A 16,464-nucleotide genomic window follows, 5' to 3' on the forward strand; every position below is an offset into this window, starting at 1 on the left:
TCAGTCGAGGTTGGTGTAGCGGATGCCGGCCTCGGCCGTCACCTGACCCAGGCGGCAGACGGTCTCGCCGGCCTCGGACAGCAGCGCCTGCAGGGCGTCGGCGCGGGCGGGATCCACCACCAGCACCATGCCGATGCCGTAGTTGAAGGTCTTCAGCATCTCGCGCTCGGCGATCCCGCCGACCTGCTGCAGCCACTGGAAGACGCCGGGCTTGTCCCAGGCGGCAAAGTCGATCTGGGCGCCCAGGCCCTCCAGCACGCGGGGCAGGTTTTCCGTCAGGCCGCCGCCGGTGATATGCGCCAGCGCATGAACGCCACCCGCACGCACCGCCGTCAGGCTGTTCTTGACGTAAAGGCGGGTCGGCGTCAGCAGCTGTTCGCCCAGGCTGCCTTCGGCCCAGGGGCAGTCCGCGTCCCAGCCCAGGCCCGAGATCTCGACGATCTTGCGCACCAGCGAATAGCCGTTGGAATGCACGCCATCGGACGCCAGCCCCAGCAGCACGTCGCCCGCGGCCACGTCCCTGGGCAGATCCTCGCCGCGTTCCATCGCGCCCACGGCAAAGCCCGCCAGGTCGAAATCGCCCTTGTGGTACATGCCGGGCATCTCGGCGGTCTCGCCGCCGATCAGCGCCGCGCCCGACAGCTCGCACCCCTTGGCGATGCCGTTGATGATCGCGGTTGCCTGTTCCAGCTCCAGCTTGCCGGTGGCGAAATAGTCCAGGAAGAACAGCGGTTCCGCGCCCTGGCAGACCAGGTCGTTGACGCACATTGCCACCAGGTCGATGCCGATGGTGTCGACATGGCCGGTGTCGATGGCGATGCGCAGCTTGGTGCCGACGCCGTCGGTCGCCGCGACCAGGATCGGATCCTGATAGCCCGCGGCCTTCAGGTCGAACAGCGCGCCGAAGCCACCCAGGCCCGACATGGTGCCCGAACGGCTGGTGCGCTTGGCCGCCGGCTTGATGCGTTCGACCAGTTCGTTCCCGGCGTCGATGTCGACGCCCGCGTCGGCGTAGGTGATGCCGTTCTTGCTCTCGCTCATCGCTGGTTCCTTCCCCGGCGGCAGAAATTTGGCCCCGGTTAGCCCATCGCCCGGCGCCGTGCAACGGCATTCACGGCGGCAGCCTGCGCATGATCTTGACCCCCGCCGCGGCGCACCCTATCGGTAGTTCCCGGATGGGCCTGTAGCTCAACGGTTAGAGCAGAGCGCTCATAACGCTTTGGTTGCGGGTTCGAATCCTGCCGGGCCTACCATCCCCCCAACCTTCTGTCGCGACGTCATCGCGCCGCCCCGGGCACAGAACCCGGCCGTCCTGACGCAACATTATGTTCCCACCATTTGCGACGCCCCTTGCAAGCGTCCCGGAGGGTCGTAAAAATCTCCACTTAATCTGCATCAATTACTGCGACGCCGAAACCGGCTAGCCCCAGAAGACCGCATCGGAGCGCATCATGGCGAACCTGGCCTTTGTCATTCTGGAAATGGGTCTCATGGCCCTGATATCCTTTGTCTATAGCTACGTGCACCAGGCCGTCTCGGTGCGCTGGAAGCGGCATGTCGTACTGGGCCTGGCCTTCGGCATTGCGGCGATAACGGCGATGCAGACGCCGCTGACCCTGGCCCCCGGCGTGATCACCGACGGACGTACGCTGTTTCTGGGCTTCGCGGGCCTGTTCGCCGGCCCCATCGCCACCGCCATCGCCCTGTGCCTTTCGGCGGCCTTCCGCATCTGGCTGGGCGGCGAGGGCATGATGACGGGACTGGCCGGCATGGCCATCGGCGCGGCCCTGGGGCTGGTCTGGTCGCTGCCGGTACTGCGCGCCGATCCGGTGACGCTGCTGCACCGCGCCGTCATGGGGCTGACCTTCGGGCTGACCATCGTGCCGGCCTTCTTCCTGCTCGACGCCAAGGTCCTGCCGGCGCTGGCCAAGGTGGTGCCCTACATGCTGCTTTATTACATCCTGGCCAGCATCGCCTTCGGCGGTTTTCTGGAATTCGAACGTGCCCGCGCCCGGCGCGAACGCTACCTGCAGCGATGCGTCAACCTGGACCCGCTGACCGGCGTGCTGAACCGCACCGGCCTGGACGAGGTCTTTGCCAGCCGCAACGCCGAGGGCACCCCCAACGGCCGCTGCCTGCTGCTGGTCGAGATCGACAATTTCGCCGACAAGAGCCGCCGCCATGGCCGCGCCTTCCGCGAGGTCGCGCTGCGACGGACCTCGGCCGCGATCCGCGACTGCATCCGCGCCACCGACGAGCTGGCCCGCACCGGAGAGGCCGAATTTGCCATCCTTTTGATGAATGTCGATCTGGAGGCCACCGAAGCGATCGGCGCGCGCATCCAGAAATCCATCCGCGATTTCACCTCCTTCACCGACATCGAGATCACCGCCACCATCGGCGCCTCGCATTGGCCGGGGGATCTGTGGACGCTGGAACAGGCGCTGCAGGCCGCCGATGCCTCGCTGTTCGAGGCCAAGATGGGCGGCACGGAACAACGGCTATGCCGCGCCGGCTAACGGAATGCGCCCCGTATCACGCGGGTGCAGAAAATCATAAAACGTCCTGTTTTCAAATGCCTGTGCATTTTTACATCGGGGCCGTTAACGAACTGTTAAGCTTCGACCGTGCATAAGCAGCATGTCGCGTCTTTCGGTTTCCTGGTCTTTGACGATCCGTCCCTGACAAGGTCCACCGACTCTCTCACCCATGCGACCCCTCGTGACGACGGGCACTCCCGCCCGTCGTCACCTTTTCGCAAAACTCTCCCCTTGCGTGCAAAATCCGTCTAGGCGTCGCCCAAACCCGCGCCTATCCTCAGGCCATAGCAGCACGCGCTTCGGAGGCCAGGTGAGCGAGCAGCAGTTCAATGTCGTCCTCATCGCCCAGGCGGGACGGCTGCAATACGAGGCAGCGCTGTTCGCGGCCTCGCTGCGGGCACGTTCCCCGCGCTTTACGGGGCGTCTGCTGGTGGCCGAACCCCAGCCCGGCCCGCTCTGGCCCGGCGATCCGCGGATCTCGGACCCCGAGGTGCGCGCCCTGCTCGCCGCCCTCGACGCCGAGATCCTGCCCTTCGACAGCCACCATTTCGGCGCCGCCTACCCCCAGGGCAACAAGATCGAATGCCTGGCCGCCCTGCCCGACGCCCCCTTCGTCTTCTTCGACAGCGACACGCTGATCCTCGACGAGGTCACCTCGGTGCCCTTCGATTTCGACCGCCCCGGCGCCTCGCTGAAGGTCGAGGGCACCTGGCCCGCGATCGAGCTGTACGGCCCCGGCTATCACCAGATCTGGGGCAGCCTTTATGCGCTCTTCGGGATGGATGTCGACAGCGCCCTGGATCCGGCCCAGCCGCAGGAATACTGGCGCCGCTACCCCTATTACAATGCCGGGGTCTTCTGGCACCGCGACCCGGCCCGCTTTGGCACCCTGTTCCGCGACTTTGCCTGCCGGATCCGTGACACCCCCCCGCCCGAACTGGTCTGCCAGACCCTTGATCCCTGGCTGGATCAGGTGGCGCTGCCGCTGGTGATCCATGCCCTGGGCGGCGGACGCGATGCGCTGCCTGCGGGCCATATCGACGGCCGCGTCAGCTGCCACTACCGCTTTCTGCCGCTGCTCTATGCCCGTGAAAGCGACGCGGTCGTCGCAGCCCTGGAGGAAATCACCGCCCCCAACCGCGTCAAGAAGGTGCTCAAGCGGCACGAGGCGATGCGCCGGATGCTGTACCAGGGCCGTGGCGGAAAGGTGCGCGCGCTGATCGCTGCCGAAGGCCTGCCGCGCCGTGAACAGGCGCTGCGCAACCGCCTGAAGCGCGCCGGGATGTGGCTGCGCTAGCAGCCTTCCCCCGCGTCGCTTTTCCGCCGACCTCACCGGACCGGCTTTCTCCGCGCGGGCAGGCGCGTTAAGATGGGGCGCCTCCGGCACGGGCGGCCGGCGTACCGACGGAAGCGGTGCCCTGCCTGCGTACCAGCCGGAGTGACCGGGCGAATGGCCCGTGCCCCGCCACACTGCCACCGACGAGACCCAGGCCGAGCATGCGACCGAATTTTGCCCTGAACTTCCTGCCCGACGGGCTGGACCTTCTGCATCGTCAGATCCCGGGGCGCGGCGGCCAGGACCGCTGGGACACCGTTGGCCATGTGGCCTTTGCCGCCCCCCGCTTCGCCGAGGGCGTGGCGCTGCTGAAGGCCCATGCCGCGCAGCTGTATCCCGCCCCATATTACTGCACGCTGGTGGTGCCGCGTGACCAGGTGCGGTTCCTGGAAACCATCGTCATCGGCACCGAACCCATCGACGACCAGGTCCGCGCCCGGCTGCAGGGGGCCACGCCCTATGATCTGGACGAACTGGCCTATTGTTGGCACGAGGATGACGATGGCCGCCTGCGCATCGCCGCCGTGGCGCAGGAAACCCTTGACGAGGCCGAGACCTTCGCCATCGCCCAGGGCTTTGCGCCGGTCAGCTTCATGGCGCAGGGCGATCCCGCGGATCCGCTCTTTCCCGAGGCGCCCTGGTTCGGCCCGACGCTCTGCGCCGCCACCCTGCTGGAGGGCGAGCCGCCCGAACCCGAACCCGGCCAGCCGGTCTTTCCGCTGACCCCCGGCCCCGATGTCACCCCGCCCGAGCGCGCCCAGCCGCTGGCCGCGCCGCAGCAAAGCGGCACCGACAGCGTCGTGCGACAGGCCGAATCCCGCCTGCGCAGCGCCGATGCCACCCTGGCCCTCGCAGCCCCCCAGCCAAGTGCCGGGGAGAGCGACGAATCCCTGCGCCTGACCGTCTTTGGCGAACGCGCCCAACAACGCCGCCCCGGTGGCACGCGCCTGCTGCGCCGCCTGCTGGTCGTGCTGGTGCTGGGTCTGGCCGCCGCCGGAGGCTGGGCGGCCCTGCGCGGGCCCGATGCGCTCTGGTCCCCGTTCCGGGCGCCACAAAACACCTCTGAACTGCTGACCCCAGCCACAGCCCCCGCCCCTGCTGCGGCCCCCGCCTCTGTTGCCGCCCCCGCCCCGGCGGCCGACACGGCAGCGTCCCCCGGGATCCAGTCCCAGGTGCCGACCCCGGCCGAAACCCGGCAGCGCTATGACGCCACCGGCATCTGGCAAAGCGCCCCCAGCCAGCCCGAAGCCCCCCTGCCCACCGGCACCACCCCGGTGGCCCTGCCGCAGATCACTGAGGCCGGCCGCGCGGCCTCGGCCGGAGCGCTCGCCAGCGCCGCCGCCCCCGGCACAGCCCCCGGCGCCGTGCCCAATCCGCCCGCCTCCGATGACACGTTCCACCTCGATTCCCGGGGGCTGGTGACCGCCACCACCGATGGCACCGAGACCCCCCAGGGCGTGACCGTCTATGCCGGGCGCCCCGACAAGCGGCCGCCCGCCACCGTCGTCTCGGGCAGCCCCGCCAGCACCGACACCCCGGCCGAGGACAGCGGCACCGATGTGGCCGAGGACAGCGCCGCCGCCGAAACCCCGGTTATCGACAATGGCCCCGTCGAGGCACCGGTCTCGCCCCGGCTGCGCCCCGCGGGCCTGGTGCCCCCCGAACCCGAAGCGCCGCCGGTGCCCAAGGGCTCTTACGCGGCCGAGCAGGCGGTGCGTCCGAAAACCCGGCCGGGCAATTTCTCGGCCAAGGTCGCCGCCGCCCAGGCCGCCGCCGCCAATGCGCCACCGGCACGCACCCCGGCCTCTCAGGTGGTGACGCTGCCCCGGCCCTCGCCCGCCAAAGTCGCCAGCACTGCCACCGACAAGGACGAGATCAACCTGAAGAAAATCAACCTTCTGGGCATCTCGGGCGGATCGAAATCGCGGGTGGCGCTGGTCCGGCTGGCCGATGGCAACATCGTGCGGGTCAAGGTCGGCGACACGCTGGACGGCGGCCGGGTTCTGGCCATCGGGGAAACCCAGCTGCGCTACCTCAGCCGCGGCCGCAACGTGGCGCTGGAACTGCCGTAAGGCCGGACTTGCGGCTGTTGCCTGCGGCGCCCCCTGACGTCATCATCGCCTCGCGCCGCCTTCCCCGCAGGAGAGACCATGGACGATTTCCTCTACCAGGCCACGATCTATCTTCTGGCCGCGGTGATCGCCGTGCCGATCGCCGCCCGGCTGGGGCTGGGATCGGTGCTGGGTTATCTGGCCGCGGGCATCCTGATCGGCCCGGCGCTGCATCTGGTCGGCCAGGAAACCCATTCCCTGCAAAGCTTTGCCGAATTCGGCGTCGTCATGATGCTGTTCCTGATCGGACTGGAGCTGGAGCCCCGCGCGCTATGGAACATGCGGCACAAATTGCTGGGGCTGGGCGGCTTGCAGGTGGTGCTGACGGCGCTTGCCGTGATGGGCGCGGGCATGGCCCTGGGCCTGGGCTGGCGCGAGGCGCTGGCCACCGGCATGATCCTGGCGCTGTCCTCGACCGCGATCGTGCTGCAGACCCTGTCGGAAAAGGGGCTGATCCAGATGCAGGGCGGCCGGTCGGCATTCGCGGTGTTGCTGACCCAGGACATTGCCGTGATCCCGATGATCGCCTTCCTGCCGCTGCTGGCGCTGGAACCCGGCACCCAGGCGGCGCTGCACGGCAGTTCCGATGCGCCGCAAGCGGTCGAGGCCGCACGGTCCCTGATCGACAGCCTGCCGGGCTGGGGCGCGACGCTGGTGACGCTGGGTGCGGTCGGCGTGGTGGTGCTGGTGGGCGTCTACCTGGTGGGGCCGGTGTTCCGCTTTATCCATTCCGCCCGCCTGCCCGAGATGTACACCGCCTTCGCCCTGGCCATCGTCATCGGCATCGCCTTCGTGATGAACCTGGTGGGTCTGTCACCGGCCCTGGGTACCTTCCTGGCGGGCGTGGTGCTGGCCAACAGCGCCTTCCGGCATGAGCTGGAAAGCGACATCCAGCCCTTCAAGGGGCTGCTGCTGGGGCTGTTCTTCATCACCGTTGGCGCGGGGATTGATTTCGGCGTGCTGGTCCGCGATCCGCTGCCGATCATCGGAATCGCCGTCGGCGTGATGGCGCTGAAGGGGGTGATCCTGTTCCTGCTGGGGCGGATCTTCCGGCTGCGGATGCGCAACCTGGTGCTATTCACCCTGGCGCTGGCGCAGGCCGGCGAATTCGGCTTCGTGCTGGTCAGCTTCTCGGAGCGGCTGTCGGTGCTGCCCGCGGCCCTGGCCGAGCGCATCCTGCTGGCGATCACCCTGACGATGCTGCTGACGCCGCTGTTCTTCATCTTCTACGACGTGATCTCAGGACGGATGCGCGAGGCGGGTGAGACGCCCGAGGCCGACACGATCGAGGATCGCGGCCCCGTGATCATCGCGGGCATTGGCCGCTTCGGCCAGATCGTCAACCGCCTGGTGCAGAGTTCCGGCTTTGAAACCGTGGTGCTGGACCACGACATGGAAACCATCGAGCTGATGCGCCGCTTCGGCTTCAAGGGTTATTTCGGCGATCCGACCCGGCCCGACATCCTGCATGCGGCGGGGTTGGCAGAGGCGCGGGTGCTGGTGGCGGCGCTGGATGATCCCGAGGCGGTGACGAAACTTGTGACCTATGCCCGGGCGCAGCGCCCCGATCTGCACATCATCGCGCGCGCCTATGACCGGCCGCATGTCTTCCGCCTGTACAAGGCCGGGGCCGACGACATCGTGCGCGAGACCTTCGACAGCTCCCTGCGCGCCGGGCGCTATGTGCTGGAGAACATCGGCCTGACCGAGTTCGAGGCGGCCGAGGCCGAGAAGATCTTTTTCCACCACGACCGCAAGGCCGTGCGTGAGCTGGCCGAACTATGGGACCCGAGCGTGCCCACCGCCAAGAACGCCGCCTATATCGCGCGCTCGAAAGAGCTGCAGAAGGATCTGGAGGCGGCGCTGCTGGCCCAGAAGGGCGAGCGCGAGGACAGCGCTGCCTAGCGTGCGGGACAAGAAAATGGCGCGGCCCTTGCGGACCGCGCCAGCCTCCGGCGGGAGTATTTCCGGTCAGATGAAAGAACCGGTCAGCCTTCGGAGACGCCGGCCTCGGCGAAGGTGGCCATGCCGGAATGGGCGGCAAGGGCTGCGGCCAGGATGTTGATCGCCAGCGCGGCGCCCGTGCCTTCGCCCAGGCGCAGCCCGAGGGTCAGCAGCGGCGCCTTGCCGAGCTTTTCCAGCAGCGCGGGATGGGCGGCCTCGGCGCTGGCATGGCCTGCAACCGCGTGATCGAGGGCCGAGGGGACATCCGTCACCAGGCAGGCGGCGGCGGCGCTGCAGATATAGCCGTCGAGCAGCACCGGGATGCGCAGCACGCGGGCCCGGGCGATGGCGCCCGCCATCGCCGCGACCTCGCGGCCGCCAAGGCAGCGCAGGGTTTCCAGGCCGGTTTTCGGTGCATTGAGCGCAACGGCGCGGGCGATGACCTGGGCCTTGTGGGCAACGCCCTTGTCATCGAGGCCGGTGCCGCGGCCGGTCCAGTCGGCCGCCTCGCCGCCGTAAAGCGCATGCGCGATGGCGGCGGCCGAGGTGGTGTTGCCGATGCCCATCTCTCCGGTGATCAGCAGGTCGGCCTGCGGATCGACCGTGTTCCAGCCGATGGCAAGGGCCTGCAGCAGCTCGGCCTCGGTCATTGCGGGGCCTTCGCTGAAATCAGCGGTGGGGCGGTCAAGCTCGATCGGGTGGATCGACATCTTGCAGCCCGCATGGCCTGCCAGCGCGTTGATCGCGGCGCCGCCGTGGCGGAAGTTCTCGACCATCTGGGCGGTGACTTCGGCGGGGAAGGCCGAGATGCCCTGCTTTGCCACGCCGTGGTTCGCCGCAAAGACCAGCGCCTGCGGCGCGGTGATGCGGGGCGTCGCATCGGCGCGCCAGCCCGCGTACCAGATCGCGAGCTCTTCCAGGCGGCCGAGGGCACCCGGCGGCTTGGTCAGCGTCACGTTGCGCGCTGCCGCCGAAGCAGAGGCCACGGCATCGGCGGCGGGGGCGGCGGCCAGGGCCGCGCGGAAGGCATCGAGGGAGGAGAAGGCGTCGGTCATGGTCCATCCGTTGCAATTGGTGGCCCCTGCGTGAATAACCCCTGCAGCGCATGGGGCAACAGGAAAGAGGGCTGACGTGAGAGCATGGAATGACCTGTTGGGGGCGCTGAGCCTGCTGAGCCGCCTGCCCCTGCCCGCCCATCAGGCACGCGGCGCCGCAGGAGCCTGGGCCTGGCCGCTGGCGGGCGTGGTGCTGGGGGCGATCGCGGGGCTGACAGGCGCCGTGCTGCTGGGGCTGGGGCTCGCACCCGGGGCAGCGGCGGCGCTGGCGCTGACCACTGCGGTGATGCTGGGCGGCGCGCTGCACGAGGACGGGCTGTCGGACATGGCGGATGGGCTATGGGGCGGGCAGACCGTGGCGCGGCGGCTTGAGATCATGAAGGACAGCCGGATCGGTGCCTTCGGGGTGATCGCGCTGGTGCTGTCGCTGTTGGCCCGCTGGGCCGCTCTGCAGGCGCTGTTCGGGCTGGGCGCAGGTGCCGGGATCGCCGGGATGGTCGCCGCCGGGGCGCTGTCACGCGGGGCGATGGCTGCGGTGATGGCGGCGCTGCCGCCGGCGCGGGTGAACGGGTTGTCGCGGGCCGTGGGACGGCCCGATGCACTGCAGGCGGTTGCGGCCTGTGCCCTGGGGTTGGCCGTCGTGCTGGGGCTGTGGGGCCTTGCGGGGATCGCGCCGCTGATCGGCGCCGCGCTGGCGGTTCTGGCGGTCGCGCGACTGGCCATGGCAAAGATCGGCGGCCAGACCGGAGACGTGCTGGGCGCCAGCCAGCAAGTGGCCGAAATCGCCGTCCTGCTGGTGTTGATGCCGGCCTGAGCCCTTGGAACAAGAGGCCCTCACGCCTTCTGCGGCAGAGGCGGCGTCCAACGGAGCCCGATCACGTGCCGGCCTGTCCGGCGCCCCAAGGACGGTGCGTTACAGTCGTTGAAGCCGGGAAGGCACCCCTGGGCCGGGACACGGCCGGGACAATCAAGGCCGGTGAAATCCGGATCAATGAAATAAAGGCAAATATAATCAAGGGGGCGCGCCCGGCAGGCACGCCCCCTGTTGATCATCCGGCCCCGTCAGGGGCGATGCGGGTCAGGCAGCGCGGCCGACCAGAACCTCATCCACCTGCTTGGCGGCGGCAACCTCATCCGCGCCCGACACGGCCGCGACTTCGCGGGTCAGACGTTCCAGCGCCGCTTCGTAAAGCTGACGTTCCGAATAGGACTGCTCGCGCTGATCATCGCTGCGGTGCAGGTCGCGCACGACCTCGGCAATCGCGATCAGGTCGCCCGAGTTGATCTTCTGTTCATATTCCTGGGCGCGACGCGACCACATGGCGCGCTTTACCTTGGCCTTGCCCTTCAGGGTTTTCATCGCCTGGCTGACGACCTCGGGGGTCGAAAGGCTGCGCATGCCGACCTCGGTCGCCTTATGGGTCGGAACCCGCAGGGTCATCTTGTCTTTCTCGAAGGAAATCACGAACAGTTCCAGCGAGATGCCGGCGATTTCCTGCTGTTCGATCGACATGATCTGGCCAACGCCATGGGCCGGGTAGACAACGAATTCGTTCGGACGGAACTCGGGGGACTTGGACTTGGTCATACAGGTTCTTCCTCAGATACCCTGGTCACAGAGAGCACGAAAACGCCCGGCGCCGGAATTCAGCGCCAAACGTGTCTGATCTCTCTTTCAGAAGCGGGTCGGGGCGCGGGGCGCGCGCCGGGACCCCGAAGGGGCAAGCTTTGTCATGTGTAGACACGAGCTATAGCACAGAATCAGCCATCTTGGAAGCCTTCTGCACAGATGCCGCCCCTGGCCGCTGGATTACGGCAGGTCAGGCCTGTCCCTTCCAGGGCCGGTCCCGGGGACCGGCCACAGGGATCTGGATGCGGGAAAGGGGGGCCTCAGCCGCCCTCGCCCGGCGCCTCGGAGAAGTACTTGTCCAGCTTGCCGGATTCGCCATCGCGTTCGGCATAGCCGTCCATCGGCTCCTTCTTGGTGATGATCACCGGCCAGAGTTCCGCGTATTTGCGGTTGAACTCGACCCATTTGTCCATGTCGGGCTCGGTGTCCGGACGGATTGCGTCGGCGGGGCATTCGGGCTCGCAGACGCCGCAATCGATGCATTCGTCGGGATGGATCACCAGGGTGTTCTCGCCCTCGTAGAAGCAATCCACAGGGCAGACTTCCACGCAATCAGTGTATTTGCAGGCGATACAGTTCTCGGTGACGACGTATGTCATGGCTTTCTCTCGAATTCGCTTGAAGCCGTGACTAGACCACCCCCCCGGATCATTCAAGCGCCCCACGGCGATCAAGATCGAGTTTCCTGCGGTCGCGCTTCGTTGGACGAGAATTGCCTTCGATCCGGGCGATCGGCGGAACGGGTTTCTCCTGCAGCTCGGGGGGCGAGAGATCCTCATAGAGGGACTGGGCCTCGGGGGCGGGGCCACGGCGTGTGCCAAGGGCCAGCACGCGGATGACGCGCACGGCATGTCCCTGAGGAAAAGTCAGCACGTCCCCGGGGCCGACATTGGCCGAGGGCTTGGAGACGTGCTGGGAATTGATGCGCAGGTGGCCGCCCCCGGCGCAGGAGGCGGCAAGGCTCCGGCTCTTGAAGAACCGGGCCTGCCACAGCCATTTGTCCACGCGCATGCGGGGGGCGGCCGGATCCGACAAGATCAGCTCTTGTCCTTCAGCCCCATCAGCGCGGCGGCGAAGGGATTGTCGGGATCGATCCGGTCCTTCTTCTTCGGCGGTGCGGCCTCGAAGACCTTGGGCTTGTTGCGGTCGCCCCGGTCCGGGCGGTCGCCGTCACGGCGCGGCGGCTTGCCGCCCTTGCCCTTCGGCCCCTGGCCGGGCTTGCCGCCCTTGCCGCGGGGACGTTCGCCCTGCGGTGCAGCACCGTCGCGCGGGGCGCCACGACCCTGCGGACGACCGCCACGGGCCGGCTGGCGGTTGGCGCGGCCACCCCAGGTGAAGGTGTAGAACACCTCTGCCTCGGGGGCGCCCGCCTCGGCCCCTGCCGGAGCCTCGGCGGCCGCGTCGGCCTGAACGGCCTCCGGCGCGGGCTCCGACGGTTCCGCGGGGGCCTCAGCGGCCGGGGTTTCCCCGGTCGCCGCCTCGGGCGCGGCCTCGATGGCCGCGCCCGGGGCCGCTTCGACCTTGGTCTTCTCGCGCTCGCCCTTCTCGGCCCGGTAGCCCAGGCCCTGCATCAGGTCCGCGAACTGTTCCAGCGTCATGCCGGTGATCGACAGCATGTCGGCCTTGGCCTCGAAGCCCGCCTTCGAATCCTCGGGGCGCAGCATGTCGGCCAGGCGTTCCAGCATGTCGATGCGGATCGCGCGCTCGCCGGCGGCACGGTAGCCCGCCATGGCAAAGTAGCCCTGCGGCAGATCGCGCGACGCAGGCACTGTCACCAGACCCGGAGGCGGCGCCTCGGGGAATTCCTGCAGGTCCTTCGACAGCGACCACAGCACCAGGCGCAGACGGGTCGGCGCGGGCTTCAGCAGCAGCGGCTGGAAGATCGTGTACTGGCCGAACCGCACGCCATGCTTGCGCAGGGCACCGCGGGATTCCTGGTCCAGCTGCTTCACGTCATCGGCCACTTCGCCGCGCGGGATGATCCCGAGGTTCTCGACCATGCGGAACGCAAAGCCGCGCGCCAGACCCGTCAGGGCCTCGTCACGGGCCAGATTCAGCAGGGGCTCGAACAGCGCGGCCACCTTGCGGTCGATGAAGTGCTGCAGGCGACGCTGCACCTTCTGCGCCACATCGGCACCCGCTTCCTCGTCGACGAAGGCCACCACCTGGGGCTTCATCGGCTCGGATCCCGCGACCAGCTTGCCCACAGCCTCGGCGCCCCACATCAGGCCACCCTGCTCGGTGAAGTCGATCTCGGTATCGGGCGCGTTGTAGAAACGGTCCGCCCGCAGGTTGAAATGCGGGACCAGGGCCTGCACGCTGGCCTGGCGAATGGTCTTCGCCTCCTGCCCCTGGGCATCCTTGTCCTGGCGGAACCGGAAGCCCTCCAGGCGTCCCACGAATTCACCTTCGACGGTCACTTCGCCGGTTTCACTCACTTCGGCCAAGAGGGCCTCCTTCTGCTTGAGCCGCCGCAACAGTACGCTGGTACGCCGATCCACAAATCTTTGGGTCAGCCGCGCATGGAGCGCATCCGACAAGCGGTCTTCTACCGCCCTTGTCTCGCCGCGCCAATGACTTTCGTCATCGACCCAGCCCTTGCGCTGCGCAACGTAGGTCCAGGTGCGGATGAAGGCGAGCCTTTTCGACAGCGCGTCGATGTCGCCGTCGACCCGGTCGATGCGGTTCACCTGGCGGGCAAACCAGTCGTTCGGGACCGATCCGCGCTCGTGCAGGAAGTCGAAGATGCGCGCCAGAAGCGTCGCGTGCTCGTTCTGGCTGATGCCGCGAAAATCCGGCACGCGGGCCACGTCCCACAGCTTTTTCACCGCCTCGGTCGAGGTCGCGCGCGCCGTCACCTCGGCGTCGCGGGCCATGTTCTTAAGCGCGATCAGGTCGTCGGCGTCGCGCGCGCGCAGCAGGCGCTCGTCCTTGGGCATCTCTTCCAGAGAGCGGATCAGCGCCTCGATCGAACCGAAATTCAGCCGCGTGTTGCGCCACTGCAGCTTGCGGATCGGGGCGAAGCGGTGCTCGGTGATGGCCTCGACCACCTCCTCGTCCAGGGCATGGGCCTCGCCGGTCACGCCGAAGGTGCCGTCCGACATGCCGCGCCCCGCGCGCCCCGCGATCTGCGCCAGCTCGTTCGGCGCCAGTTCGCGCATCCGGCGGCCGTCGAACTTCATCAGCGCCGAAAACGCGACGTGATTCACATCAAGGTTCAGCCCCATCCCGATCGCATCAGTCGCCACCAGGTAATCCACGTCACCGTTCTGATACAGCTCGACCTGGGCATTGCGGGTCCGCGGGCTGAGCGCCCCCATCACCACGGCCGCGCCCCCCTTCTGGCGCCGGATCAGTTCCGCCATCGCATAGATGTTGTCGACCGAGAACCCGACGATGGCCGAGCGCGCCGGCATCCGCGAGATCTTGCGCGATCCCGCGTAGCTCAGCTGCGACATTCTTTCGCGGCGCACGAACTGCGCCTGCGGCAGCAGTTCGGCGATGACGCCGCGCATCGTCTCGGCCCCCAGGAACAGCGTTTCCGTGGTGCCGCGCGCGCGCAACAGGCGGTCGGTGAAGACATGGCCGCGCTCGGGGTCGGCGCACAGCTGGATCTCGTCCACCGCCAGGAAATCACAGCCCATCCCCTCGGGCATGGCCTCGACCGTGCAGACCCAGTACTGGGTGCGCGGCGGCACGATGCGTTCCTCGCCGGTCACCAGCGCCACCACCGAGGGGCCGCGGATGGCGACGATCTTGTCATAGACCTCGCGCGCCAGAAGCCGCAGCGGCAGGCCGATCACGCCTGTCCGATGGCCCAGCATACGTTCGATCGCGTAATGCGTCTTGCCGGTGTTGGTCGGTCCCAAGACCGCCACGATCCGTCCCTGCCCGGACATTCATGCCTTTCCCTGAAGGGTCTGCGCCCCTCAGATATCCCGTTCCGAGATCAGCGGTTTCAGCCGTTCCATCGCCTCTCGCGCGCCTTGATGGCCGGGATAGACGTTCAGAACCGCCCGGAAACCGCGCCAGGCCGCGTCGACTCGGCCCGTCTGCTCCAGGATCATGGCGATACCGAAAGCCGCCTCGAAGTTCGAGGGGTTCAGTGACAGGCATTTCGCCAGGTCCTGCAGCGCCAGACCATATTCCCCCTGCTGGTAGAAGGCCTGGGCGCGCTGGTGATAGCCTTCGGCGAAATCGGGCGCATGGTCGATCAGCGCCGAGAAATGCCCGATCGCCACCCCGGTATCGCCGGTGGCCATCGCATCCTCGCCGCGCCGCAAAAGCAGGTCCATGCTGGGGGACCCCGAGCGCGACCAGATCATCTGAAGCTCGCGCTCGATCTGCGCGGCATCGCCCGCATCCGCGGTCTTCAGCGCGGCCACCAGCGCCTGCTCGCGGTCGTCGACTTTGGCCTCGGCCAGGACGCCCGACGCACACAGAAGTGACGTGGCGAAAAGCCCCGCCGTCAGCACTTTGCGGTATATGTTCAGAGCGACCATAATTTCCTACTCTAGCTGCTGCACCCGGCCTGCATAGCCCAATTTCGTAAATTTGAAGGAAGCCGTCATGAGCGAAGTGATCCCCGCCGCCGTCGAGGCGCTGAACCGCAAGATCGGTGAGGGCCGCTTTGACGCGGTGGCGAAATTCGTGATCCTGGGCGAGGGCGCGATCATCATCGACGCCGAAGGCGCCCGCGCCGCCGCCGAGGATGAAGAGGCCGACGTCACCCTGACCGCCGAACAAGAGGTCTTCGAGGACCTGCTGGCGGGCGATCTCAGCCCCACCTCGGCGTTCATGACCGGCAAGCTGAAGCTGGACGGCAGCATGGGCCTGGCGATGAAGCTGGGCAGCGTCCTGTCCTGATCATGACCAGCGCCACCCCCATTGCCCTGCCCCCGGCACCCTATTTCGCCGCCGAGGCCGAGGGCCCCGCCGCCCGTGCCGTCTGGCTGCGGACGCCCGATGGCCTGCGGCTGCGGCTGGTGCACTGGCCCTGCGAGGGCGCCCGCGGCACGGTGATGATTTTCACCGGCCGCACCGAATATGCCGAGAAATACGGCCGTGCCGCTGCCGATCTGGCGGCGCGCGGCTATGCGGCGATGACGATCGACTGGCGCGGCCAGGGGTTGTCGGACCGGGTGGCGGGCGATCCCGCCCTTGGGCATGTGGCGGATTTCTCGGATTACCAGATCGACGTGCAAAGCTGGCTGGGCGCCCTGCCCGCCCTGGGCATCGACGGCCCGCTGTTTCTGCTCGCGCATTCCATGGGCGGCTGCATCGGCCTGCGCGCCCTCTACGAGGGGCTTCCCGTTCGGGCCGCGGCCTTCACCGCGCCGATGTGGGGCATCCGCCTGTCGGCGCTGATGGAGCCCGTCGCCTGGGGCGTGTCGTGGCTGGCCAGCCAGTTCGGCCGCCAGGAGGCCCGCGCGCCCGGCACCCGCGCCGAAACCTACGTGCTGTGGGAAAGCTTCGAGAACAACCAGCTGACCCATGACCGCGACATGTTCGACTACATGCGCCGCTATGCCGAAGCCCATCCCGAGGCGCTGATCGGCGGCCCCTCGATGGGCTGGCTGCTGGCGGGGCTCAGGGAAACCGCGGCGCTCGGGTCCAGGGCCTCGCCCGACCTGCCTTGCCTGACCTTCCTCGGAGAGCAGGAAAGCATCGTCTCGGCCACCCGGATCGAGGCCCGTATGGCGCGCTGGCCGGGCGCCGAGCTGATCCGCGTCCCCGAGGCCTACCACGAGGTCGTGATGGAGAGCCCGGCCATCCGCACCCTGGCCTTTGATCGCAGCTGCGCGCTGTTCGACGCCCGGATCGCCTGAGACCCGGGCGCCGGGCGGCG

Annotated in this window: 14 protein-coding genes and 1 tRNA gene; 8 read left to right on the forward strand and 7 right to left on the reverse strand. The window is 68.1% G+C overall.

The features are described from left to right. Complete coding sequence (purM, locus tag AC2ITM_RS09690; RefSeq protein WP_486466448.1) at positions 1–1,041, reverse strand: phosphoribosylformylglycinamidine cyclo-ligase; 1,041 nt, start codon at positions 1,039–1,041, stop codon at positions 1–3. 136 nt (positions 1,042–1,177) lie between these two features. Between purM and AC2ITM_RS09695 the strand changes: the two genes are divergently transcribed. The 5 genes from AC2ITM_RS09695 (at position 1,178) to AC2ITM_RS09715 (ending at position 7,892) form a co-directional block, all read left to right on the forward strand. Next, positions 1,178–1,253 (forward strand) — tRNA-Ile (locus AC2ITM_RS09695). A gap of 237 nt (positions 1,254–1,490) precedes the next feature. Then, positions 1,491–2,519, forward strand: a complete 1,029-nt coding sequence (locus AC2ITM_RS09700) for a GGDEF domain-containing protein (RefSeq protein WP_486466449.1) — start codon at positions 1,491–1,493, stop codon at positions 2,517–2,519. 331 nt (positions 2,520–2,850) lie between these two features. After that, positions 2,851–3,837 carry a hypothetical protein gene (locus tag AC2ITM_RS09705; protein WP_486466450.1) on the forward strand — a complete coding sequence of 329 codons (987 nt, stop codon included), beginning with the start codon at positions 2,851–2,853 and terminating at the stop codon, positions 3,835–3,837. A 200-nt stretch (positions 3,838–4,037) separates the two neighbouring features. Beyond that, positions 4,038–5,948, forward strand: coding sequence for a hypothetical protein (locus AC2ITM_RS09710; protein WP_486466451.1), 1,911 nt, complete (start codon positions 4,038–4,040; stop codon positions 5,946–5,948). 78 nt (positions 5,949–6,026) lie between these two features. After that, positions 6,027–7,892: a monovalent cation:proton antiporter-2 (CPA2) family protein gene (locus AC2ITM_RS09715; protein WP_486466452.1), complete on the forward strand. Its 1,866-nt coding sequence runs from the start codon at positions 6,027–6,029 to the stop codon at positions 7,890–7,892. 83 nt (positions 7,893–7,975) lie between these two features. On the opposite strand, the gene cobT is transcribed toward AC2ITM_RS09715, so the two are convergent. Further along, a complete protein-coding gene (cobT, locus tag AC2ITM_RS09720) occupies positions 7,976–8,986 on the reverse strand; it encodes a nicotinate-nucleotide--dimethylbenzimidazole phosphoribosyltransferase (RefSeq protein WP_486466453.1) in 1,011 nt (336 codons plus the stop codon). 76 nt (positions 8,987–9,062) lie between these two features. Between cobT and cobS the strand changes: the two genes are divergently transcribed. Continuing rightward, the gene (gene cobS / locus AC2ITM_RS09725) at positions 9,063–9,800 is read left to right on the forward strand and encodes an adenosylcobinamide-GDP ribazoletransferase (protein WP_486466454.1); all 738 of its coding nucleotides are present in this window, start codon (positions 9,063–9,065) and stop codon (positions 9,798–9,800) included. A gap of 264 nt (positions 9,801–10,064) precedes the next feature. On the opposite strand, the gene AC2ITM_RS09730 is transcribed toward cobS, so the two are convergent. The 5 genes from AC2ITM_RS09730 to AC2ITM_RS09750 form a co-directional block, all read right to left on the reverse strand. Further along, positions 10,065–10,574, reverse strand: coding sequence for a CarD family transcriptional regulator (locus tag AC2ITM_RS09730; protein WP_160893047.1), 510 nt, complete (start codon positions 10,572–10,574; stop codon positions 10,065–10,067). A gap of 302 nt (positions 10,575–10,876) precedes the next feature. Continuing rightward, on the reverse strand, positions 10,877–11,215 hold the full coding sequence (gene fdxA, locus AC2ITM_RS09735; RefSeq protein ID WP_486466455.1) for a ferredoxin FdxA: 339 nt from the start codon (positions 11,213–11,215) through the stop codon (positions 10,877–10,879). 49 nt (positions 11,216–11,264) lie between these two features. After that, the gene (locus AC2ITM_RS09740; protein ID WP_486466456.1) at positions 11,265–11,627 is read right to left on the reverse strand and encodes an RNA-binding S4 domain-containing protein; all 363 of its coding nucleotides are present in this window, start codon (positions 11,625–11,627) and stop codon (positions 11,265–11,267) included. 26 nt (positions 11,628–11,653) lie between these two features. Next, entirely contained in the window at positions 11,654–14,515 is a 2,862-nt protein-coding gene (locus AC2ITM_RS09745; protein WP_486466457.1) for a helicase-related protein, read from the reverse strand. A gap of 30 nt (positions 14,516–14,545) precedes the next feature. Next, positions 14,546–15,118: a tetratricopeptide repeat protein gene (locus tag AC2ITM_RS09750; protein WP_486466458.1), complete on the reverse strand. Its 573-nt coding sequence runs from the start codon at positions 15,116–15,118 to the stop codon at positions 14,546–14,548. Positions 15,119–15,185: 67 nt separating this feature from the next. Between AC2ITM_RS09750 and AC2ITM_RS09755 the strand changes: the two genes are divergently transcribed. Together AC2ITM_RS09755 and AC2ITM_RS09760 are read left to right on the forward strand one after the other, a co-directional pair. Next, positions 15,186–15,482 (forward strand): SCP2 sterol-binding domain-containing protein, encoded by a 297-nt coding sequence (locus AC2ITM_RS09755; RefSeq protein WP_486466459.1) that lies wholly within the window; start codon positions 15,186–15,188, stop codon positions 15,480–15,482. A gap of 2 nt (positions 15,483–15,484) precedes the next feature. Then, entirely contained in the window at positions 15,485–16,444 is a 960-nt protein-coding gene (locus tag AC2ITM_RS09760) for an alpha/beta fold hydrolase (RefSeq protein ID WP_486466460.1), read from the forward strand. Positions 16,445–16,464 lie beyond the last annotated feature (20 nt).

Source organism: Pseudooceanicola sp. NS-SX9 (genome assembly GCF_057380705.1).

Bases quoted from the DNA above. Each gene is read 5' to 3' on its own strand.
- AC2ITM_RS09760 (WP_486466460.1), top strand. From the start codon at position 15,485: ATGACCAGCGCCACCCCCATTGCCCTGCCCCCGGCACCCTATTTCGCC.
- AC2ITM_RS09740 (WP_486466456.1), bottom strand. From the start codon at position 11,627: ATGCGCGTGGACAAATGGCTGTGGCAGGCCCGGTTCTTCAAGAGCCGG.
- fdxA (WP_486466455.1), bottom strand. From the start codon at position 11,215: ATGACATACGTCGTCACCGAGAACTGTATCGCCTGCAAATACACTGAT.
- cobT (WP_486466453.1), bottom strand. From the start codon at position 8,986: ATGACCGACGCCTTCTCCTCCCTCGATGCCTTCCGCGCGGCCCTGGCC.
- AC2ITM_RS09750 (WP_486466458.1), bottom strand. From the start codon at position 15,118: ATGGTCGCTCTGAACATATACCGCAAAGTGCTGACGGCGGGGCTTTTC.
- purM (WP_486466448.1), bottom strand. From the start codon at position 1,041: ATGAGCGAGAGCAAGAACGGCATCACCTACGCCGACGCGGGCGTCGAC.
- AC2ITM_RS09700 (WP_486466449.1), top strand. From the start codon at position 1,491: ATGGCCCTGATATCCTTTGTCTATAGCTACGTGCACCAGGCCGTCTCG.
- AC2ITM_RS09745 (WP_486466457.1), bottom strand. From the start codon at position 14,515: ATGTCCGGGCAGGGACGGATCGTGGCGGTCTTGGGACCGACCAACACC.
- AC2ITM_RS09710 (WP_486466451.1), top strand. From the start codon at position 4,038: ATGCGACCGAATTTTGCCCTGAACTTCCTGCCCGACGGGCTGGACCTT.
- AC2ITM_RS09730 (WP_160893047.1), bottom strand. From the start codon at position 10,574: ATGACCAAGTCCAAGTCCCCCGAGTTCCGTCCGAACGAATTCGTTGTC.
- AC2ITM_RS09715 (WP_486466452.1), top strand. From the start codon at position 6,027: ATGGACGATTTCCTCTACCAGGCCACGATCTATCTTCTGGCCGCGGTG.
- AC2ITM_RS09755 (WP_486466459.1), top strand. From the start codon at position 15,186: ATGAGCGAAGTGATCCCCGCCGCCGTCGAGGCGCTGAACCGCAAGATC.